The sequence below is a fragment of the Alloalcanivorax venustensis ISO4 genome (genome assembly GCF_015356855.1).
In the GTDB taxonomy this organism is placed as follows: domain Bacteria; phylum Pseudomonadota; class Gammaproteobacteria; order Pseudomonadales; family Alcanivoracaceae; genus Alloalcanivorax; species Alloalcanivorax venustensis.
In genome coordinates, this window is sequence record NZ_ARXR01000035.1 from 1 (window position 1) to 21,277 (window position 21,277).

The 21,277-nt window shown below is 63.8% G+C and carries 15 protein-coding genes; 4 read left to right on the plus strand and 11 right to left on the minus strand.

Going from position 1 to position 21,277, the window contains the following annotated elements:
• The 5 genes from ISO4_RS14460 to ISO4_RS14480 form a co-directional block, all read right to left on the minus strand.
• The coding region (locus ISO4_RS14460; RefSeq protein ID WP_194856669.1) for an AMP-binding protein at positions 1-1,108 on the minus strand (1,108 nt) is incomplete at its 3' end.
• A gap of 14 nt (positions 1,109-1,122) precedes the next feature.
• On the minus strand, positions 1,123-3,468 hold the full coding sequence (locus ISO4_RS14465; protein WP_194856670.1) for a TRAP transporter large permease subunit: 2,346 nt from the start codon (positions 3,466-3,468) through the stop codon (positions 1,123-1,125).
• A gap of 159 nt (positions 3,469-3,627) precedes the next feature.
• Positions 3,628-5,958, minus strand: coding sequence for a TRAP transporter large permease subunit (locus ISO4_RS14470; protein WP_194856671.1), 2,331 nt, complete (start codon positions 5,956-5,958; stop codon positions 3,628-3,630).
• A 147-nt stretch (positions 5,959-6,105) separates the two neighbouring features.
• Entirely contained in the window at positions 6,106-7,122 is a 1,017-nt protein-coding gene (locus ISO4_RS14475) for a putative solute-binding protein (protein WP_142949134.1), read from the minus strand.
• 86 nt (positions 7,123-7,208) lie between these two features.
• A complete protein-coding gene (locus ISO4_RS14480; protein ID WP_194856672.1) occupies positions 7,209-8,231 on the minus strand; it encodes a hypothetical protein in 1,023 nt (340 codons plus the stop codon).
• A 322-nt stretch (positions 8,232-8,553) separates the two neighbouring features.
• On the opposite strand from ISO4_RS14480, the gene ISO4_RS14485 reads away from it, so the two are divergent.
• Positions 8,554-9,918 carry an ABC1 kinase family protein gene (locus ISO4_RS14485; RefSeq protein ID WP_194856673.1) on the plus strand — a complete coding sequence of 455 codons (1,365 nt, stop codon included), beginning with the start codon at positions 8,554-8,556 and terminating at the stop codon, positions 9,916-9,918.
• A 13-nt stretch (positions 9,919-9,931) separates the two neighbouring features.
• On the opposite strand, the gene ISO4_RS14490 is transcribed toward ISO4_RS14485, so the two are convergent.
• The 6 genes from ISO4_RS14490 to ISO4_RS14515 all read right to left on the minus strand — a co-directional run bounded on the left by ISO4_RS14490 (position 9,932) and on the right by ISO4_RS14515 (position 15,929).
• Positions 9,932-11,041 carry a putative solute-binding protein gene (locus tag ISO4_RS14490; protein WP_407647935.1) on the minus strand — a complete coding sequence of 370 codons (1,110 nt, stop codon included), beginning with the start codon at positions 11,039-11,041 and terminating at the stop codon, positions 9,932-9,934.
• A 24-nt stretch (positions 11,042-11,065) separates the two neighbouring features.
• Positions 11,066-12,241, minus strand: coding sequence for a putative solute-binding protein (locus ISO4_RS14495; protein ID WP_194856675.1), 1,176 nt, complete (start codon positions 12,239-12,241; stop codon positions 11,066-11,068).
• A gap of 142 nt (positions 12,242-12,383) precedes the next feature.
• A complete protein-coding gene (locus tag ISO4_RS14500) occupies positions 12,384-13,157 on the minus strand; it encodes a YciK family oxidoreductase (RefSeq protein WP_142949130.1) in 774 nt (257 codons plus the stop codon).
• 19 nt (positions 13,158-13,176) lie between these two features.
• Positions 13,177-13,833 (minus strand): HAD-IA family hydrolase, encoded by a 657-nt coding sequence (locus ISO4_RS14505; RefSeq protein WP_194856676.1) that lies wholly within the window; start codon positions 13,831-13,833, stop codon positions 13,177-13,179.
• Complete coding sequence (ubiG, locus tag ISO4_RS14510) at positions 13,826-14,530, minus strand: bifunctional 2-polyprenyl-6-hydroxyphenol methylase/3-demethylubiquinol 3-O-methyltransferase UbiG (RefSeq protein WP_194856677.1); 705 nt, start codon at positions 14,528-14,530, stop codon at positions 13,826-13,828. Before ubiG ends, ISO4_RS14505 begins: the two co-directional genes overlap by 8 nt.
• 10 nt (positions 14,531-14,540) lie before the next feature.
• A complete protein-coding gene (locus tag ISO4_RS14515) occupies positions 14,541-15,929 on the minus strand; it encodes a TRZ/ATZ family hydrolase (protein ID WP_228548163.1) in 1,389 nt (462 codons plus the stop codon).
• 243 nt (positions 15,930-16,172) lie between these two features.
• On the opposite strand from ISO4_RS14515, the gene gyrA reads away from it, so the two are divergent.
• The 3 genes from gyrA to pheA all read left to right on the plus strand — a co-directional run bounded on the left by gyrA (position 16,173) and on the right by pheA (position 21,275).
• Positions 16,173-18,926, plus strand: a complete 2,754-nt coding sequence (gyrA, locus tag ISO4_RS14520; RefSeq protein ID WP_194856678.1) for a DNA gyrase subunit A — start codon at positions 16,173-16,175, stop codon at positions 18,924-18,926.
• 135 nt (positions 18,927-19,061) lie between these two features.
• Complete coding sequence (serC, locus tag ISO4_RS14525) at positions 19,062-20,141, plus strand: 3-phosphoserine/phosphohydroxythreonine transaminase (protein WP_142949125.1); 1,080 nt, start codon at positions 19,062-19,064, stop codon at positions 20,139-20,141.
• A gap of 51 nt (positions 20,142-20,192) precedes the next feature.
• The gene (gene pheA / locus ISO4_RS14530) at positions 20,193-21,275 is read left to right on the plus strand and encodes a prephenate dehydratase (RefSeq protein ID WP_194856679.1); all 1,083 of its coding nucleotides are present in this window, start codon (positions 20,193-20,195) and stop codon (positions 21,273-21,275) included.
• Positions 21,276-21,277: the final 2 nt, after the last annotated feature.

The window sequence follows — 21,277 nt, forward strand, 5'->3', positions numbered from 1 at the left end:
TGAACACGTTGGTGAAGGCCACGTTGCTTTCCGACGCGGTATAGAACTCGGCCACCCGGCGGATGCCGAAGCGGTTCTTGAACGCTTTCCAGATGCCGGGCCGCAGGCCGTTGCCGACGATGGTGTGCACCGGGTTGTCGCCGTCGCCGGGTTTCCGGGGCTGCTCGTGCAGGTAGCGGCACAGCTCGCCGACGTAACCGAAGGCGGTGCAGTTGTGCTTGCGGATGTCGTCCCAGAAGCGGCTGGCGGAGAAGCGCCTGGCCAGAACCAGGCAGCCCTGGCCGGCGATCACCGAGGCCCAGCAGACCACCAGGCCGGTGGCGTGATAGAACGGCAGGGTGCAATAAAGCCGGTCGGTTTTCGTCAGCCGCACCGAGGAGAAGCCGAACCCGCCGTGGGCCTTCTCCCAGCGGCCGTGGTTGAACACCACCGCCTTGGGCATGCCGGTGGTGCCGGAGGCGCAGATGTAGAACAGCGGGTCGCGCAGGAAGGTCTGGTGGGTGCTCTCCGGGTTCTCGCTGGAACAACCCTGGATCGCGGTCGCCAGGTTGGTGAAGCCTTCCGGGGCGGTGCCCGGGTCGGCCAGGGTGTCCTGGTCGGCGAAGTAGAAGAAGTTTTCCTTCAGGTCCAGGTGATCGCGTACTTCCTGGATCACTTCCACCAGTTCCTGACCGATGATCGCCGCCTTGGGTTTCACCAGGTTGAAGCTGTGAGTCAGCACTTTCCCTTTCTGGGAGGTGTTGATCAGAGCGGCGCACACGCCCAGTTTGGCACAGCCGATAAGCGTGGCCGGAAACTCGGGACGGTTCTCCATATCCAGCGCCACGGTGTCGCCTTTCTTCAGGCCGATGGAGGCCAGGTAGTCGGCGATGCGGTTGGCCCAGGCATTGAACTGGCGATAGGTGTAGCGGCGGTCGCGGTAAATCACCGCGAGGCCGTCCGGATTGTTCGCCGCCACCTTCTCGAAAGCCACGCCCAACCCCAGCGGCCTGGTGGTGTCGGTGATCTTGCTCATCCGGGAGCCTTTGATCAGGCCCGGCAGATTCATCACCACTTCAGGTACTTTGCTCAGCACTTTGGGCAGGGTAATAACGTCGGTCTGGCTCATAGTATTTCCCTCCCCTAGGCCGCGGTCTGGATTTTCTGGAACAGCCAGTCGTGCAGTCCGTCGGACAGCAGCGGCAGGAAGGCGACGATCAGCAGGGCGGTGAGCATCACCGCGATCGGCAGCAGGAATTTCTCATAGCGTCGGAAGAAGGTACCGGTGGAGAGCCTGGCGCTTTCCACCTCGTCGTCGCCCACCACCTGTCGTGAGAGCAGGTGGTTCAGCGCCACCGGTGGCGTCAGATAGCCGAGCTCGAAGGCGACCAGCGCGATCATCCAGAAGTGTAACGGCGCTATGCCGTTGGCGGCGGCCAGCGGTGCGAAGGTGGCGTTAACCAGAATCACCGCGCCCAGTGGATCAATAAACATGCCCACCAGCACCAGGGCCACCACCAGGAACAGGCCGGCGATCCAGATCGACGCGAAGGCGTCCGGCAGCAGTTCCAGCATCCCGGAGCGTTCGATGATACCCGCGGTGCCCACGGACAGGGCGATCAACATTAACATGGCGCCGATATGGCCGGCGGTTTCGCCGGTGGCGAAGCGCAGGCTGCCTTCCAATTTCTCGGAGACGCCTTCCTCGGGCGGGTAATCGGCCACCGGGTCGCTGTTGTTCCGGGACAACAAGGCGGCGCCATAGTGCACGCCCAGGAACAGGATCATCAGCAGGTTACGCCAGGTCTCGCTCCACAGCGCGGCCTCCAGCTCGGCGGCGGAGGTGCCGCCGGGGATCTCGCCGCTGACGAGCACCTGGTAGCCCTCCGCGATGCCCATGAAGGAGAGCACCAGCATCGGCACCAGAAAGGCGCTGAACAGATGCAGGGTGTGACGGCTGAACTTTTCGTAGACCAGAATCGCCAGCAGCATCACCGGCAGAATGATGGGCGCGGAAAACTCGTCCAGCTGGCGTCCCAGAACGTCACTGAAGAACACCGCCACGGCGCCCACCACGACGCCGTAGGGCGTCAACGGGATCATCCGTTTTAGGCTCGCCGGCAGGGCTTGCGAGAACGGCGCGATGCGTGCCGGGGTGGTACGGGCGAACTGGCTGTAGATAAAGAAAATAAACAGGCTGAGCGCGAACACCTTGGCGCCGGACGCGAACAGCTCGCTGGTGGTGACGCTTTTGTTGAGCGCCGCGATTATTACCACCAGCAGACAGGGCCGCAGCACCACGCCCATGGAGCCGGACATGGCGGTGGCCGCCAGCGCCAGCTGCTTGCGCGCGCCGACACGTCGTAGCTCGGTGTAGATGGTCGCGCCGGCGGCGATCACGAAGATGCCGGACGCACCGGTATAGGCGGTGAGCACGGCGGCGATCGCCAGCACCACCACGCACATCAGCTCCGGCGACATGCGCCAGGGGCGCAGGGCGTCGAAGAAAATATGCGTCAGGCGGGTCTGTTTCAGCATCATGCCGATCCAGATATACAGCGCCAGGTTCAGGAACACGCTGGACAGCTCCATCATCATGTTCAGATAGACGCTGGTGCCGTGGAAATAGCCCTGGGAAAAGAACTGCGCCGACGCCGACAGACACATATAGCTGTACAGCGGGATGGTCAGAAAGGCCTTGGCCCAGGAACCGCCCGGCTCCAGATCGCGCGGGCGGCGCAGCAGCCGGTACAGGGACGCCAGGGTGAGGGTGCCGAAGCCGGCGATCCAGATATTGTGCAGATAAAAATTATCCACGGTGACGCCGGCGGCCATCGATTCCGAATCCTGGATTCGATAGGCGATCGCCGACACCAGCAGCAAGGCGTTGGCCGCCAGCTGGCCGCTCAGTGACACCAGGTGATCTCTATCGGTGCGCGCCGGCCGCAGCGCGATATGGTGGCGCTGGAAGGTTGTCGTTGTGGCGCAGATCAGCAGCAGCAGGCAAAGCAACAGGCGCTTGTACTCGCCCAGCGTGGACACCACCAGGGCGACGCCGCCCTCCACGTTGCGGAAAGCGATCACCGCCGGCGTCACCTTCTCTTGTACGGTCTGGTAGCGCTCCAGTTTCGCCCGGCAGTTATCACGGGTGGCTTCCAGCGAGCCGCGGATGGCGCTTTCATCCACGGACGCACCGCCGAGGATGCCGGCCAGCGGATCGCCGGCGGCTTCGGCCTGGCGTTGCTTGACGATTTCGCGAACGCGCTGGTCAATGTTCGGGTCAGGGTTGCAGGTCGGCTCCGGCATGACGCCGGCGCTACGCAGCATGAAATATTCCTGCCAGGTGGCTTCACCGATCTTGAGCAATTGCGAGTGGATGATCTGTCCGGAGGACAGGAACACGACGATCAGAAGAAGCAACAGCGTCGGCAGGGTGGAAAACCATTCAGTGGGCGTGCGTCGGGGCATGCCCAGGGTCCGTTCCGTCATGGGAGCATTCCTTTTTTATTTTTTTAGTCATGATTGTTGTTATTTTGACCAGTCTAGCTCTTTTTTGTTCTCTATCCAAATCGCCCGGAGCCCTCCGCATTGCCATAAAAAAGGGCCGCGAAAGCGGCCCTTGTGGGTATTGCCGAGTGGTGGCCGTGATCAGCCGCCGGACTGGATTTTCTGGAACAGCCACTCGTGCAGGCCGTCGGAAACCAGCGGCAGGAACGACACGATCAGCAGCGCGGTCAGCATGGTCGCGATGGGAAGCAGGAACTTCTCATAGCGCCGGAAGAAGCTGCCGGTGCTGAGCTTGGCGCTCTCCACCTCGTCGTCGCCCACCACCTGTCGGGTCAGCAGATGGTTGAGGGCCACCGGTGGTGTCAGGTACCCCAGCTCGAAGGCCACCAGCGTGATCATCCAGAAGTGCAGTGGATCAATGCCGTTATTGAAGGCCACCTGGGCAATGGTGGCGTTGACAAGGATCACCGCCCCGTAGGGGTCCATGATCATGCCGATGATCACCATGGTCGCCACCAGGATGCCCATCGCCACCCAGATCGACGGGAACACCTCGGGCAGCATCTCCAGCAGGCCGGAGCGTTCAATGATGCCGCCGGTGCTTACCGACAGGGCCATCAGCATCAGCAGGGCACCGATGTGACCGGTGGTTTCATTGGTGGCCATGCGCAGGGAGCCTTCCAGCTTCTCCGAGACGCCGGCTTCAGGCTGATAGTGCGGGTCCTGATCGCCGGTTTTCACCAGGTAGTGGATCACCATGAAGGCGGTCAGGAAGATGTTGCGCCAGAATTCGGCCCACAGGATGTCTTCCAGCTCCGCGGCGGACACGCCCACCGGGACCTGCCCACTGGTCAGCGCTTGATAACCCTCCCAGATACCCATGAAGGACATCACCACCATGGGCACCAGGAAGAGGGTGAACAGGTGCAGCAGATGGCGGCTGAGCTTCTCGTAGAAGAGAATGCCGATCATCATCACGGGCAGAATGATGGGGGCGGAGAATTCGTCGAGCTGACGGCCGAGCACATCACTGAACAGCACCAGGATGGCGCCCACGATGATCGCGTAGGGCATCAGCGGCACCATGCGCTTGAGGCTCTTGGGCAGTGCTTCGGTGAACGGAGCGATGCGGGCCGGCGAGGTGCGCGCGAACTGGCTGTAGATAAAGAACAGGAACAGGCTCAGGAAGAAGATCTTATAGCCGGACGAGAACAGCTCGGCGGTGGTCACGCTCTTGTTGAGCGCGGCGATAATCACCACCAGCAAGCAGGGACGCAACACCACACCCATGGAGCCGGACATGGCGGTGGCGGCCAGGGCGAGCTGCTTGCGGGCGCCCACCCGAATCAGTTCCTGATAGATCGTGGCACCCGCCGCGATAACGAAGATACCGGAAGCGCCGGTATAGGCGGTGGGGATGGCGGCAACCGCCAGGACCACGAAACACATCAGCTCCGGCGACATCTTCCAGGGCCGCAGGATATCGAACACCAGATGCGCCAGCTTGGTCTGCTTGAGCAGCATGCCGATCCAGATATACAACGCCAGATTCAGGAACAGGGTGGACAGCTCCATCATCATGTTCAGATAGACGCTGATGCCGTGGTAATAGCCCTGGCTGGCGAATTGCGCCGCCGCGGTCAGCGACATAAAGCTGTACAGCGGGATGGTCAGGAACGCCTTGGGCCAGGAGCCGCCGGTTTCCAGATCCTTGGGCGGTCGGATCAACTGATAAATCGAGGCCGCCGTCAGTAACGCGAAGCCGGCGATCCAGAACTGGTGCAGGTAGAAGTTGCTCACCGTCACGCCGGAAGCGATGGCTTCCACCTCCTCCGCGCGGTACACCGTCGCCGACATCAATAGTGCCGCGTTGGCAATCAATTGCGCGGTGGTGGTGACGACATGGTCCTTTTTGGTGCGCGACGGGCGCAAGGAAATATGGTGTCGGGCGAGTGTGGCGGTGATCGCGCAGATCATCACCAGAAGACAGAGCAGAAGACGTTTATAGTCGCCGAGCGTGGACACCACTTTGGCGACGCCGCCCTCGATATTGCGGAACATGATCACCGCCGGGGTGACCTTTTCCTCGACGATTTTGAAGCGGTCCCACTTGTTGCGGCAATTCTCCCTGGACGCTTCAAGCGAGCCCCTGATCGCGTCCGGATCCACGGACGAGCCGCCCAGGATATCCCCAAGAGGATCGTTGGCGGCTTCCGCTTTGCGTTGCTCGACGATTTCCCGGACCCGCTGGTTGATATCGGGGTCGGGATTACAGGTGGGCTCGGACACCATGCCGGCGCCACGCAACAGGAAGTATTCGTCCCAGGTGTTTTCACCGATTTTGAGAAGCTGGGAGTGGATAATCTGACCCGAAGATAAAAAGATCACGGTCAGAAGAATGAACAGGGTGGGCAGCGATGATAACCACTCCCCCACCGAACGCCTGGCCACGGTCAACTGAGGTTTTTCCATTATTCACCCGGTTATTGTTATGCCGTTTTCAAACGGCACTATCACCTTACCGGCACCGAGGCTCGCCCGCGGCGCCAGCGTGCGTACTACATATAAAGAGAAAACGGGGCCCGGTGAGGCCCCGTTGGTTCGCGTCCGGCGAGGTGATTACTCCATCGCCAAGGTGCACTCCGCCCGGCTCGGTTCGGTTTTGCAGCGCACCTTGCGGAGGAGGTCCATCAGGTCCTTGTTATATATACCGCTCTCGGTCATGTTCACGCGGGCTTCGCGCAGCATTTCGTTGTAGCGGCGTTTGTCTTCTTCAGGGATGTCGATCCACCACTTGTCATCCACTTCGTTCTCGGCGTTGCGGATCACCTGCATGGCGCGATCAAACTGGCCCAGCATCCAGGTACGTGATTTGGCGGCGAACTCGTCGGAGAACTTGTCGCTGCGCAATACGATCTGGTTGGTCAGCTGACCCAGGGTGTAGCGAACGATACCGCCGTCCGGCTGCATGCCCTTGTACAGTTCCAGGGCGGAGTAGGCGACCACCGGGGCGAAGCAGATATCCACCGAGTCGTTGTTGAAACGGCCGGCGAAGTTGGTGATGTCCGACGGTACCGGGGACATGCCCACCTGGGAGGCCATGTTGGCCTGGTCCGGGGCGTATTCCATCACCGAGATGGATTTACCGGACAGCTCACCGACGGTGTCGATGCTCTGGTCCTTAACGAACAGATAGGCCGCGCCCATGGGAGCGAAACCGGCGATGGTGTAACCGTTCTGCTTGAGCTGCTTGTTGATGGACGCGTTGCCGCTGGCCATCACCCGGAACACGGTTTGCAGTTCCTTGTAGGAGGGGATCGCCCCCACGGCTTCGAAGCTGCCGGCGTAGCTGTTGAACTGACGCACCCGCAGACCGGTGAGAACGGCGCCGTCACACTGGCCCGCCTTCAGGTCCTCGGCGGCGATTTTCTCGTCGGTGTAGGGCTTGAGCTTGAGGTCCACGCCCCAACCGGCCGCCTGGGTCTTGTAGTCCTTCATGATGTTATACACATCACCGCTGGCACCGATGATATCGAATACGCAGAGGCTGCGCTCGGTGTTGGCGGCCTGGGCGGACATGGAGGCCAGGCCCACCGTCGTCACCGCCGCCATCGCTAAGGCTTTGAAAACGCGCATCGGTTTCTCTCCTTGCTTACTTCTTGTCTATTTGGAAGGCGGGCCCGTGAAGGGCCCGCGCTTATAACCGCTTGCCTTAATAGGGGCTACAGCAGATCGTCGATGTTCATCGTCGGTTCGCTGGGAGCGTCGTCCCAGAAAGTGCCGAGGCCGTTGAGCGGGGTACGCTTGCCGGTGTTCTCGGTCCAGAGACGGTCGGAAAGGCCGGTTATCAGGATTTCCGCGATGGCGTCGATCATGGCGTAGTCTTCATTGATGTTTTCACCGTTGGCGGCGAAATCGCGGATCGCGGTGCGCAGGCGGTCATTGTTGCCTTTGCCGTAAGCGCTGATGGCGTAGAAGGCGCTGCCCAGACGGACGCCGCTTTCGAAGCCTTTTTCAGCGGACTGTTCCAGGGTCTGCCAGGGCTGGGCGCCTTCCGGTGCCAGCTGCGGCAGGATGGTCCAGACCGCGGCGCGCAGACCCTGGGGCGCGCCCCACCAGTCGTCGCTGTCCAGGCACTTGGCGTTACGCTCGACCTTGGCCACGATGTTGCGCGGCACGCCCACGGAACCGTCGGCGGCGCCGTCGGCGACCAGAGCCTGAACGCCGGCGATGTTACCCACCAGCCAGACGATCTGGTCAAGCTCGTGGTTGAGTTTGGGGCATTCGCCCTCGTCCAGCGGACCGTAGACTTCGTCCATCAGTTCGTAGGACTTGAGCAGGCGCTTGGCGGCGATCTTGGACCAGCGCTTCTGCTGAATGCGCGCGTCCTGGGCTTCGCTCACCCGGCCGTCGTTGACCGCGCGCAGATAGCTGAGCTCGGATTCCAGCGCCATCTGCTCCGCGCACACCGCGGCGGTGGTGTAGGTCATCACGCCCAGTTTTTCCGGGTGGGAACCCACTTCGCTGAACGACATCAGCAGCGGTGTCTGTGCCTCGCCGGTGATGCAGCCCATGCGCACGTCGTCGTAGGCGAGCAAGTGGGGGGCGAGTTCCGCCTGGCCGAAGCTGACCAGAACGTCACCAGTGGTTTTGTAGATGATGCCACAACCGGAAAGTGCAGTGATCACGCCACCGGCGATGAGAGCACGCGCGGGGCGCGCGATTTTATTGAGTAGAGAACGCATTCCTTGAGCTCCTTTTTATTGTTCTCACGGCGTCGATGACAGTACCCAACCTTGTTGAGTTGGCACAAGCGCCGATTACAAAAAAGCACCTAAGCCATTACAAACCTAATGCTAGGCTTGCGATCATGAGTTCGCGGCACGTCGCTGATAATGACCCTGGGTCTCGGCTCTTGTGTCGGAACAGCCAATGCCTTCGGGGAACTTCAGGAGCCTTCGTCTTTATGCTTTATTTTTCAATCTGTTAGCGTCACGATCCCGGCCCGCTCCCGGGTGGCCGGCCCGGGCGGTGTTGACTCTTTCAACGGAACTCTAGGTAGATGTAATGAGCAAAGACACCATCGTTAATGAAATGCGCGCAAACCTTGCCCGTGAGCGGGAGGGCCTGGCCCTGGTGCGCAACACCGCCCGCGGCGCGTTCCGTGTCTTCGAAACGGTGGGCGTGGTCGGCCGCCAGGGTCTGGGCTGGCTGCTGGGCGACCGCGAAGCCCTGCCCAGGCACCTGCGCCGCACCTTTGAGTCCCTGGGCGCCACCTACATCAAGCTGGGTCAGTTCATCGCCAGTTCGCCGTCGCTGTTTCCGGAGGAATACGTCAGCGAATTCCAGAAGTGCCTGGATCGCACGCCGCCGCTGCCGTTTCACTACATCCGCGAGACAGTGGAAGCGGAGCTCGGCGCCCCCCTGGACACCCTGTATGAATGGGTCGATCCCAAGCCGCTGGCCAGCGCCTCCATCGCCCAGGTGCACGCGGCCCGCCTGAAGAACGGCGCCGACGTGGTGATCAAGGTCCAGCGCCCCGGCGTGCGTCAGGTGCTGCTCACCGATTTCAACTTTCTCTACGCGTCGGCGCGCCTGGTCGAGTCGCTGGCGCCGGGCCTGTCCCGCTCAGCGCTCTCCGGCGTGATCGAGGAGCTGCAGGCGGGCATGCTCGAAGAGTGCGATTTCCTGCAGGAGGCCCGCAATCTGGACGCGTTCAACCGCTTCCTCGCCGAAACCGGCAATGTGGCCGCGGTGGCGCCGCGCCCGGTGGCCTCGCACACCACCAAGCGGGTGCTCACCATGGAGCGCTTCCACGGCGTACCGCTCACCGATCTGCAGGTGCTGCGGCGCTACACGGACGACCCGGCCGGCACCCTGATCACCGCGCTGAACACCTGGTTCTCCAGCCTTATGGTGTGCGACTTCTTCCACGCCGACGTGCATGCCGGCAATCTGATGCTGCTGGAAGACGGCCGGGTGGGGTTCATCGACTTCGGCATGGTGGGGCGTATCCGCCCGGAAGCCTGGCAGGGCATGATGGCGTTCTTCGAAGCGATCGGCAGCGGCGACGTGCCCGCCATGGCGCGCGCCATGGCGATGGTGGGCATGACCAGCGAAGAGGTGGACGTGGACGCCCTGGCGCGGGACATTTCCGCGCTGCAGGACCGGCTCACGGACGTGGACGCCAGCGCCCTGGTGCAGGCCGACCGCAACGACCGCGAGGTCAATCAGCTGCTCACCGATCTGGTGCGCATCGGCGAGGGGCATGGTATCCGCTTCCCCCGCGAGTTCGCGCTGCTGCTCAAACAGTTCCTCTATTTCGACCGCTACGTGCAGGCGCTGGCGCCGGAGCTGGATATGTTCAGCGACCAGCGCGTGGACCTGTTCGGCACCCTGGACCAGCTGCCCGGGGACGAGCCGCTCCACTGAGCGGCTCCGGCGCCTATTCCTGCGGGTCGGCGCACTCGGCCCGCGACGAATCCAGCTTGCAACGGATGCGGCGCTGCAGGGTCAGCATGTCGGCGCTGTAGTAGCCGCGCTCGCGCAGTTGCAGGCGCACGTCCCGCATCATCACCTCGTACTCGCGCTTGTCGTCGTCCGGAATCTCGATCCACCAGCGGCCGGGGATGTTCTTGGTCTCTTCGTGCACCCGGTCAATGATCTGCTGATAGCTCTCGAAGAACACTTCGCGCACCAGCTGCGCGGCTTCGTTGGGGATGCGGTCGCGGCGGGCCACCAGCTGCATGCTGATCTGCGCGATCGGGTAGTTGACGATGCCGCCGTCCGGGGTCATGCCCTTGTACAGCTCGACGATCTCATAGGCCGCCAGCGGCGCCGCGAGCACGTCCACCACGCCGTTGTTGAACATGTTGGGCGCGTTGACGATGTCCGTGGGCACCGGCGAGGCGCCCACCTGGCCGACCATCTCCGCCTGCACGGGGTCGTAGTCCAGCACCGCCACGTTTTTGCCCGCCGCCGCCGCCAGGCTGTTGATCTTCTTGTCGTTGACGAACAGGTAGGCGCCGCCGCCGGGGGCGATACCGGCCACCACGTAATCCCCTTGCACCATGTGCTCCGCCGAGGCGGGGTTGGCGAGCACCTGCAGCAGAATACGCATGTGCTGCTGGGTGGGCAGCCCGCCGATGGAGTCGATGGTGCCGGTGTAGGTGTTGAACAGCCTGGCGCGCAGGCCGCTCATCAGCGCCGCGTCACAGAGGCCGGCCTTGAATTCGTCCACCATCACCCGCTCGTCGGTATAGGGCACCAGGTCCAGCTGGATGCCGTACTCAAGCAGCTTGGCGCGCTGGTCCTGGGCCGCCGAGAAGATCGGCCCGTTGCGGCCGACAATGTCCCAAATGCAGATCTTGCGGGTGTCATTGCCGGCTTTGCCCAGGCCGGTCAGTTCGCGCATGGCGTCGACGCGCTCGGTCATGGGCAGCGCGTCGTTGTAGACGGTGTCCCGCAGGGCGGCGTCGGACGCGGACGCCGGCGCCACGGCGAAGGCCAGGGTGGCGCCCACGCCGAGCAGGGTGTTACGCAATAGACGGGTTATCTGCACACGACCTCCTGGTGCGGTTTACTTGTTATTCGAGCATTCGCCACGGGACGGATCGAACTTGCAGCGAATCCGGCTTTGCAGGTCCAGCATGCGACCGTCGTAGTAATCCTGTTCGCGCAGGGTGTCGCGCGCTTCCTGCATCATCGCTTCGTATTCGCGCTTTTCGTCGGCGGGGATCTCGATCCACCAGCGGTCCGGCACCCGGTCTTCCTCGGTTTTTACCCGTGCCCGCACCTCGTCGTAGGCCTCGAAGGAGGCTTCACGGATCAGCTGCGCCACTTCATTGGGGAATTTGTCCAGCCGGCCCACCAGCTGCATGCTGATCTGGGCGATCGGATAGTTGACGATGCCGCCGTCGGGCTCCATGCCTTTATAGAGTTCCAGCAATTCATAGGCGATCAGCGGCGCGGCGAGGATGTCGACCACGCCGTTATTGAATTTATTGGGGGCGCTGACGATGTCCGAGGGCACCGGCGTGGCGCCGATGCCGGCCACCATTTCCGACTGGGTCTTGTCGTAATCCAGCACCGCCACTTTTTTACCGGCCGCCTTGGCCAGCGAACTGATGCGCTTGTCATTGACGAACACATGGGCGGCGCCGCCGGAGAAGATGCCCATGATCACGTACTCACCCTGGACCATGCGCCCGGCCTGGCTGGGGTGCGCCAGCACCTGCAGCAGGGTGCGCATGTGCTGGTTGTCCGGGATCGCACCGATGGCGTCGATGGTGCCGGTATAGCTGTTGAACAGGCGCGCGCGCATGCCGCTCATCAGGCCGGCGTCACAGCGCCCGGCCTTGAGCTCCTCGACCAGAATGGTTTCGTTGGTAAACGGGATCATTTCCAGGTCGATGCCGTATTCCAGCGCCATGGCGCGCTGCTCCATGGCCGCCTGGAACACCGGCCCGTTGCGTCCGGCGATATCCCAGATGCATATCTTGCGGTTCAGGGCGGTGCCCGGCGGCATCTGGTCGATGCCCACCAGCTTGGCGATGGCGCCAAGCCGCACGCGCACCGGCATGTCACGGGAATAAAAAATATCCGCCAGAGAGCGAACCAGATCCTGGTCAACGTCCACTCCGGGGAGCAGTTGTTCCATTTTTTGCTGCTGTTCTTGCGACAGGCGCAGTTCTTCCGCGCCGATACACAGCGATGACAGCGTTAGAATCAATGAGGCGAGGAGAAAACGAAACATGGCTATCCCTGATTATTATTCGAGAGGGTCGCCGGCAGTAATAGCATGGAGATGACCACGACCGGATGCTCGTCAGACATACCGGAATGTCGCTGAGGTCAAGATCGGGTGAAACGGAGAGCGGCCTCGGCCGCTCCCGGTATCAGCGGGGCTGGGCGTCCAGGGACTGGCCGTTGATCGCGGCCCCTTCAGGGCCCAGCAGATACAAATAACTGGCCACAATCTGTTCCGGGCTTTTCAATTTTTCCGCGTCTTCGCCGGGATAGGCAAGGGCGCGCATATCCGTGCGGGTGGCGCCCGGGTTGATGGTGTTCACGCGAATTTTGGAAGTGTTCTCCAATTCCTCCGCCAGCGTCTGCGACAGATTTTCGGTGGCCGCCTTGGACGCCGCGTAGGCGCCCCAGAAGGCCCGGCCTTTACGGCCCACGCTGGAGGAGGTGAACAGGATGCGGCCGTCGTCGCTGTTGCGCAGCAGTGGCAGCAGCGCCTGGGTCAGATAGAAGGCGCTGTTGACGTTGACGCGCATCACCGAATCCCAGGTGTCCGCGCCGTAACGCTCCAGCGGCGTGATGTCGCCGAGCACCGAGGCGTTGTGCAGCACCCCGTCCAGGCGCCCGAATTCGCGACCGAACAGGGTCGCCAGCTCCTGGTAGTCCTCGGGCCGCGCCACCTCCATGTTGACCGGCGCCAGCGCCGGCTCCGGCCCGCCGGCGGCTTTGATCTTGTCGTACACCGCTTCCAGCTTGCTCTGGGTGCGGCCCAGTAGAATCACGGTGGCGCCGTGGGCGGCCAGGGCCAGGGCCACCGCCCGGCCGATACCGGCGCCGGCGCCGGTAACCAGAATAATACGATCCTTAAAGGCGTCCGGCGGGCACTGGTAATTGGCCGCCAGGCCGTTGAGTTCCTTGATGTCCATTTCGACTGTACCTACTTCTTCACAGTGTTTTCAGCAGCGGCAGCAGTTGCTCGCCGCGTTCCACAAAATAGTCGGCCGGCCAGGCGCGCGGGTTGTCGTCCGCGTCGATGTAGCCGAATCCGGCGGTGACGGTGATCATTTTCGCATTGAGTCCGGCCTGGATGTCACGCAAATGATCGCCCACATAGACGCAGTGGGTGGGGTTGGCCCCCACGGCGCCGGCCGCCATCAGCAGGCCTTCCGGGTCCGGTTTGCGCTCGCGCACCTGGTCCGGGCAGATCACCGAGGCGCAGCGGTCGAGCAGGCCCAGGCCGGCCAGCACCGGGCGGGTGAAGCGCTCCGGCTTGTTGGTGATCACCCCCCAGGGCAGGCCCTGGTCTTCCAGCCAGCTCAGGGTCCCGGCCATGCCGTCGAACAGACGGGTGTCCACCGCCAGGCGGCCGCCGTAGGCGTCGAGCAGCTCATTGAGCCGCTCGTCGAAGCCGGCGTCCCCGGGCGCCAGGCCGAAGCCCAGCTCGGTGAGCGCCCGGCCGCCGTTGGAGACGGTGGCGCGCACCGCCTGGTAGCTGACCGCCGGCCGGCCGTGGTCGCGCAGCAGCTGATTGAGCACCACGTAAAAATCCGGCGCCGTGTCCACCAGGGTGCCGTCGAGATCAAAGAAGACCGCCTCAAGCATGGCGCACCGCGTGCATCAGATAGTTCACCGACACGTCGCGGTTGAGCTTGTACACCTGGGTCACCGGGTTGTAGGTCATGCCGGTGGTGTCGCGCACATCGAGCCCGGCGTCGCGGCTCCAGCCGGCCAGCTCCGAGGGGCGGATCAGCTTGGCGTACTCATGGGTGCCGCGCGGCAGCAGCCTCAGCACGTATTCGGCGCCGACAATGGCGAACAGAAACGCCTTGGGGTTGCGGTTGATGGTGCTGAAGAATACCTGGCCGCCGGGCTTCACCAGTTTGGCGCAGGCGCGGATCACCGACGCCGGGTCGGGCACGTGCTCGAGCATTTCCAGGCAGGTCACGGCGTCGTACTCGCCGGCGCGCTGCTCGGCGATCTCTTCGGCCAGCACCTGCAGGTATTCCACCTGCACGCCGCTCTTCTCGGCGTGCAGGCGCGCCACCGCCAGGGGCGCCTCGCCCAGGTCGATGCCGGTGACCGTGGCACCGCGCCGGGCCATGCCCTCGGAGAGCAGGCCGCCGCCGCAGCCGATGTCGATCACTTTTTTGCCGGGCAGGCCGAGGCGCTCGTCGATGTAATTGAGCCGCAGCGGGTTGATATCATGCAGCGGGCGGAATTCCGAGTTCGGGTCCCACCAGCGTTCCGCCAGGGCGTTGAATTTGGCGATTTCGCCGCTGTCCACGTTGGGTTGGTTCATCGGGTGTCCCTCATCGACTCTCGTTGTTGGCGCGGTCATTGTTGGGCGCGATGTTGCGCTGCCACTCGGCCGCGTTCTTGGCGATCAGCGCCGCGTTCAGCGTGGTCAGCCGGCGGTCCGCCATCAAGCAGCGCCCGGCGACCCAGCTGTGGGTGACCTGGTCCCGGGTGGCCGCGTACACCAGTTGCGCCACCGGGTCATAGACCGGCTGGGTCTCCAGGGCACCCAGGTCGACGGCGATCATATCCGCCTGCTTGCCGATTTCCAGTGAACCCGTGCGGCTTTCCAGGCCCAGCGCCCGGGCGCCGTTGAGGGTCGCCATGCGCAGGGCGGTGGCCGCCGGCACCGCGTCGGCGCGCAGGCTCACGCCCTTGGCGAGCAGGGCGGCGGTGCGGGTCTCGCCGACCATGTCCAGATCGTTGTTGCTGGCCGAGCCGTCGGTGCCCAGCGCCACGTTGATGCCGGCGTCGAGCAGTTTCTGCACCGGGCAGAAGCCGCTCGCCAGCTTCAGGTTGGACTCGGGGCAGTGCACTACCTGGCTGCCGGTCTCCGCCAGCCACTGGATTTCCTCGTCGAGCAGCTGGGTCATGTGCACCGCCAGCAGGCGCGGGTTGAGCAGGCCCAGTTGCTTGAGCCGGGTCAGCGGCCGCTCGCCGCTGGTCTCCACCGCCTGGTGGATCTCGCCGGCGGTTTCATGCACGTGCATCATCACCGGCGCGTCCAGTTCCTCGGCCAGGGTGAGCACCTTCTCCAGGGGGCCGTCGGAAACGGTATAAGGTGCGTGCGGGCCGAAGCCGATGGTCACCCGGGGTTCATGGCGCCAGTTATCGGCGGCCTCCGTGGCCAGGCGAAGATAGTCGTCCGGGCCGGCGCCCATGGGGGTGGGGAAGTCCAGGATCGGCGAGAACAGCACCGCCCGCAGGCCCGCCTCCATGGCCACCCGGGCGGTGGTCTCCGGGAAGAAGTACATGTCGGCGAAGCAGGTGGTGCCGGAGCGGATCATCTCGGCGGCGGCCAGACGGGTGCCGTCGCGCACGAAGGCTTCGCTCATCCACTGCCCCTCGGCCGGCCAGATGTGCTGCTCCAGCCAGGTCATCAGCGGCAGGTCGTCGGCCAGGCCGCGGAACAGGTTCATGGCGGCGTGGGTGTGGGCGTTCACCAGGCCGGGGATCAGCAGGTGGTTGCCCAGCTCCACCACCTCGTCGGCGCGCCATTTCTGGTCCGCCAGGGGCGTCGGCAGCAGGTCGACGATGGTGTCGCCGCGGACCACCAGGGCGTGATCGGCGAGGGCGCCGGTTTCCGGGGCCACCGGCGCGATCCAGCCGGCTTTGATGATGAGGTCGGCGTGTTGGTGATCCGGGGACGGCTGATTCTGCATCGCTGACGGCTTGTCCTGCATCGCTGACGGCTCCTTCTCCGCGCGGAAGTGGGCGTGAGACCGGGCCCGGCCCGGTCGGTCCGGCGGCGAGTATAACCTGTCTGGCCAGCCTCGTCCGATGCCGGCGCCGGGCTTGTGGTGACGGGGTTGATGGGAATTATTTAGAGGCGGCAAAGCTGTGCTATCATCGGTGGCTTTTAGGAGCTCCGCGACCGGGGCTTCCGCGGGTCGCTATCCACGCCACCGAGGGATATAAGGAACGCCATGACGGACCTCGCCAAAGAAGTTACTCCCGTCAACATCGAGGACGAACTCAGACAGTCGTACCTGGATTACGCCATGAGCGTGATCGTGGGCCGGGCTCTGCCGGATGTGCGCGACGGCCTCAAGCCGGTGCACCGCCGCGTGCTGTTCGCCATGCACGAGCTCAGCAACGACTGGAATAAACCCTATAAAAAGTCCGCCCGTGTGGTGGGTGATGTAATTGGTAAATATCACCCCCACGGCGATTCCGCTGTGTACGACACCATTGTCCGCATGGCCCAGCCGTTCTCCCTGCGCTACATGCTGGTGGACGGGCAGGGCAACTTCGGTTCCATCGACGGCGACTCCGCCGCCGCCATGCGTTACACCGAAGTGCGCATGGCCAAGATCGCCCACGAGCTGCTGGCCGATCTGGACAAGGAAACCGTCGACTATGTGGACAACTACGACGGCACCGAGCGCATTCCCGACGTCATGCCGACGCGGGTGCCCAACCTGCTGGTCAACGGCTCCTCCGGCATCGCCGTGGGCATGGCCACCAATATCCCGCCCCACAACATGGGGGAGGTGATCGACGGCTGCCTGGCGCTGATCGACGACGACAGCCTGACGCCGGACGACCTGATGGAATACATCAAGGGTCCGGATTTCCCCACCGCCGGCATCATCAACGGCCGTGCCGGGATCGTGCAGGCCTACCGCACCGGCCGGGGCCGTATTTATGTCCGTGCCCGCGCCGAGATCGAGCAGACCGACAAGAGCGGCAAGGAAGCCATCATCATTCACGAGCTGCCCTATCAGGTGAACAAGGCCCGGCTGATCGAGAAAATCGCCGAGCTGGTCAAGGAAAAGAAGATCGAGGGCATCACCGAGCTGCGCGACGAATCCGACAAGCAGGGCATGCGGGTCTATATCGAGCTGCGCCGGGGCGAGAACGCGGAAGTGGTGCTCAACAACCTCTATCAGCAGACGCAGATGGAGACCGTGTTCGGCATCAACACCGTGGCGCTGGTGGACGGCCAGCCGCGCACCCTGAACCTGCGCGAGCTGCTGGACGCCTTCCTGCGTCACCGCCGCGAGGTGGTGACCCGCCGCACCGTGTACGAACTGCGCAAGGCCCGCGAAAAGGCCCACCTGCTGGAAGGTCTGGCGGTGGCGCTGGCCAACATCGACCCGGTGATTGAACTGATCAAAGGCTCGCCGAGCGCCGCCGAGGCGAAGGAAAAACTGCTCGCCAAGGGCTGGGCGCCGGGCGACGTGCTGGCCATGCTGGAGCGCGCCGGCGGCGAAGACGCCGCCCGCCCGGACGGTCTCGATGAGCACTACGGGCTGCGCGACGACTTCTACCACCTGAGCCCGGAGCAGGCCCAGGCGATTCTCGATCTGCGCCTGCAGAAACTGACCGGCCTGGAACGGGAAAAACTGATCACCGACTACCAGGTGCTGCTGGACCAGATTCGCGAAATGATGCTGATCCTGGCCGACCCGGACCGCCTGATGCAGGTGATCCGCGACGAACTGCACGCGATCCGTTCGGAGTACAGCGACGAGCGCCGCACGGAAATCCAGACCTCGCGGCTGGATCTGAGCATGGAAGACCTGATCGCCGAGGAAACCGTGGTGGTCACGCTCAGCCATTCCGGCTACGCCAAGACCCAGCCGATCGACACCTACCGCGCGCAGAAGCGCGGCGGGCGCGGCAAGTCCGCCGGCCAGCTGAAGGACGAGGATTACGTCGAGCAGCTGCTGGTGGCCGGCACCCACGACACCCTTCTGTGCTTCACCAATGAAGGCAAGGTCTACTGGCTGCGCGTGTTCGAGCTGCCCCAGGGCGGCCGCGCCTCCCGTGGCAAGCCGATCGTCAACCTGATTCCGGCGCTCAAGCCCGAGGAGCGCATCACCGCCATTCTGCGTCTGGACGCCGAAATGGTCCGCCAGCGCGCCGGCGGCGATGATGAGGACGAGACCGACGCCGACGCGACGGCCATCGACGGCGAAGCCGCCGAGGTGGTGGAAGACATGGAAGCCGAGGGCGCCGACAGCGAGCCGCAGGCCGCCGAAGGGCCGTTCATCTTCATGGCGATCTCCAACGGCGTGGTCAAACGCACCGAGCTGGCCAAGTTCGCCAAGCCGCGCAGCAACGGCTTGATCGCCGTGCGTCTGCAGGAGGGCGAGCACCTGGTCAACGTGGCCATTACCCAGGGCGACGAAGACGTGGTGCTGGTGGCCGGCAACGGCAAAGTGGTCCGCTTCCAGGAATCCAAGGTCCGGGTGATGGGCCGCACCGCCCGCGGCGTGCGTGGCATGAAAGTGGCCGAGGGCGAGGAAGTGATCGCGCTGATGGTGCCGCAGGAAGGCGGGCAGATGCTGGCCGCGTCCGAGAACGGCTACGGCAAGCGTACCGACCTGAGCGAGTTCCCCACCAAGGGCCGGGGCACCCAGGGTGTGATCGGCATGGTGGTCAACGAGCGTAACGGCCCGCTGGTGGGCGCCGCCCAGGTGTTCGGCAATGAGGACATCATGCTGATCTCCAACCAGGGCACCCTGGTGCGCACCCGCGTGGACGAAGTCAGCCATCTGGGCCGCAACACCCAGGGTGTTCGTCTGATCCGTCTTGGCGAGGGCGAGGCGTTGTCCGGTCTGGCGCCGATTCCGGAACTGGACGTGGACGACGACGAGCTGGAAGAGGGCGCCGCCGAAGAAAACGGTGCCGAGGGTGCCGAAGACGCCCCGGCGGACGGCGGCGAAGAGTAAATAGAAGAGAGGGCGGCATGGCCGCTCGATACAGGATGCAGGATACAGGTTGAAGGGCGGGCACGTTGCCATCCCCTGTATCCTTCATCCTGAATCCTGTATCGCGGCGTCAGCCGCTAATATCCGGAGAATCGAATGTCCCGCGCTTATAACTTTTGCGCCGGCCCGGCGGCCTTGCCGGAAGCGGTCCTTCAGCGGGCCCGCGAGGAAATGCTGGATTACCGTGGCACCGGCATGTCGGTGATGGAAATGAGCCACCGCGATGACGTGATCGTGGCCATGGCGGAGCAGGCCGAAAAGGACCTGCGCGATCTGATGGGGATTTCCGACGACTACGCGGTGCTGTTCCTGCAGGGCGGCGCCAGTGCCCAGTTCGCCATGGTGCCCATGAACCTGCTCGGCGATGCGGGCCGCGCCGATTACATCAACACCGGCCAGTGGTCCAGCAAGGCGATCAAGGAAGCGCGCCGCTTCGGCGAGATCAATGTGGCGGCCTCCAGCGAGGACCGCAACTTCACCTATGCACCGGCGCAGAGCGACTGGCGGCTGTCCGACGACGCCGCCTACGTGCATTACTGCCCCAACGAAACCATCGGCGGGTTGGAGTTCGATTTCGTGCCCGAGGTGGACAAGCCGCTGGTGGCGGATATGAGCTCCACCATCCTGTCGCGTCCGCTGGATGTCAGCCGCTTCGGCCTGATCTACGCCGGCGCGCAGAAGAACATCGGCCCGGCCGGGATCACCGTGGTAATCGTGCGCAAGGACCTGCTCGGCCGGGCCGGCGCCTCGGTGCCGGCGATGATGAACTACCAGACCCACGCCGAGAACGGCTCCATGTACAACACGCCGCCCACCTTTGCCTGGTATCTGGCCGGCCTGGTGTTCCAGTGGCTCAAGGAGCAGGGCGGAGTGGACGCCATGGGCGAGATCAACCGGCGCAAGGCGGACAAGCTGTACGGTTTTATCGACGCCAGCGGCTTCTACAGCAACCCGGTGGCGCCCACCCAGCGCAGCTGGATGAATGTGCCTTTCATTCTCTCCGACAGCGCTCTGGACAAGGCGTTTCTGGCCGAGGCGGACGCCGCCGGGCTGCGCAACCTCAAGGGCCACCGCAGTGTCGGCGGCATGCGCGCCAGCATTTATAATGCGGTACCGGAAACGGCCGTGGATGCCCTGATAGATTTCATGGCGGACTTCGAAAAACGCAACGGATAAGGCGGGTGCGCGCGCACTCGCCAGCCGTGGCGCGCCCAGGCGGAACCTGACATGACCGAATCATTGGACAAGCTGAGAGATCAGATCGACGCCCTGGACCAGCAGCTCCAGGATCTGCTCAATCACCGCGCCGAGCTCGCCCACCAGGTGGCCGAAGTGAAGCGCCGCGAGGATGCCGAGCCGGTGTTTTACCGCCCGGAGCGGGAGGCCCAGGTACTGAGCCGCATCAAGGAACGCAATAAGGGCCCGATCGACGCGGAATCCATGGCGCGCCTGTTCCGCGAGGTGATGAGCGTGTGCCTGGCGCTGGAACAGCCCATGCGCGTGGCGTTTCTGGGCCCGGAGGGCACCTTCACCCAGCAGGCGGCGATCAAGCATTTCGGCCACGCGGTGGAAAGCGTGCCGCTGGGCGCCATCGACGAGGTGTTCCGTGAGGTGGAGGCGGGCGCCGTGCACTTCGGCGTGGTGCCGGTGGAAAACTCCACCGAGGGCATGGTGAACCACACCCTGGATTCGTTCATGAACTCCGACCTCAAGATCTGCGGTGAGGTGGAGCTGCGTATCCACCACCATCTGCTCGCCGGCCCGCACACTCGCCGCGACAAGGTGACGCGCATCTACTCGCACCAACAGACCCTGGCCCAGTGCCGCCAGTGGCTGGACGCGCACATGCCGGCCGTGGAGCGGGTGGCGGTGAGTTCCAACGCAGAGGCCGCCCGGCGGCTCAAGGACGAATGGAACGCCATGGCCATCGCCGGCGACATGGCCCGCGAGCTCTATGATCTGGAGCCGGTGCAGCGCAACATCGAGGACCGCCCGGACAACACCACCCGCTTCCTGATCATCGGCCGCCAGGACACCCCGCCCTCCGGCCGCGATAAGACCAGCCTGCTGATCTCCGGCAAGAATCGCCCGGGGCTGCTGTCCGATCTGCTGCGGCCGTTCCGGGACAAGGGCATCAACCTGACCCGTCTGGAGAGCCGGCCCTCGCGCATCGCCAACTGGAGCTATGTGTTCTTCGTCGACTGTGAAGGTCACAAAGCGGACGCCACGCTCACCGAAGTGCTGGAGACTCTGGAAGCCGACGGCAATACCATTAAGGTACTGGGCTCCTATCCGAAGGCGGTTCTGTAGGA

Bases quoted from the DNA above. Each gene is read 5' to 3' on its own strand.
- ISO4_RS14475 (WP_142949134.1), bottom strand. From the start codon at position 7,122: ATGCGCGTTTTCAAAGCCTTAGCGATGGCGGCGGTGACGACGGTGGGC.
- ISO4_RS14505 (WP_194856676.1), bottom strand. From the start codon at position 13,833: ATGCTTGAGGCGGTCTTCTTTGATCTCGACGGCACCCTGGTGGACACG.
- serC (WP_142949125.1), top strand. From the start codon at position 19,062: ATGTCCCGCGCTTATAACTTTTGCGCCGGCCCGGCGGCCTTGCCGGAA.
- ISO4_RS14470 (WP_194856671.1), bottom strand. From the start codon at position 5,958: ATGGAAAAACCTCAGTTGACCGTGGCCAGGCGTTCGGTGGGGGAGTGG.
- ubiG (WP_194856677.1), bottom strand. From the start codon at position 14,530: ATGAACCAACCCAACGTGGACAGCGGCGAAATCGCCAAATTCAACGCC.
- pheA (WP_194856679.1), top strand. From the start codon at position 20,193: ATGACCGAATCATTGGACAAGCTGAGAGATCAGATCGACGCCCTGGAC.
- gyrA (WP_194856678.1), top strand. From the start codon at position 16,173: ATGACGGACCTCGCCAAAGAAGTTACTCCCGTCAACATCGAGGACGAA.
- ISO4_RS14515 (WP_228548163.1), bottom strand. From the start codon at position 15,929: ATGCAGGACAAGCCGTCAGCGATGCAGAATCAGCCGTCCCCGGATCAC.
- ISO4_RS14500 (WP_142949130.1), bottom strand. From the start codon at position 13,157: ATGGACATCAAGGAACTCAACGGCCTGGCGGCCAATTACCAGTGCCCG.
- ISO4_RS14465 (WP_194856670.1), bottom strand. From the start codon at position 3,468: ATGACGGAACGGACCCTGGGCATGCCCCGACGCACGCCCACTGAATGG.
- ISO4_RS14495 (WP_194856675.1), bottom strand. From the start codon at position 12,241: ATGTTTCGTTTTCTCCTCGCCTCATTGATTCTAACGCTGTCATCGCTG.
- ISO4_RS14480 (WP_194856672.1), bottom strand. From the start codon at position 8,231: ATGCGTTCTCTACTCAATAAAATCGCGCGCCCCGCGCGTGCTCTCATC.
- ISO4_RS14485 (WP_194856673.1), top strand. From the start codon at position 8,554: ATGAGCAAAGACACCATCGTTAATGAAATGCGCGCAAACCTTGCCCGT.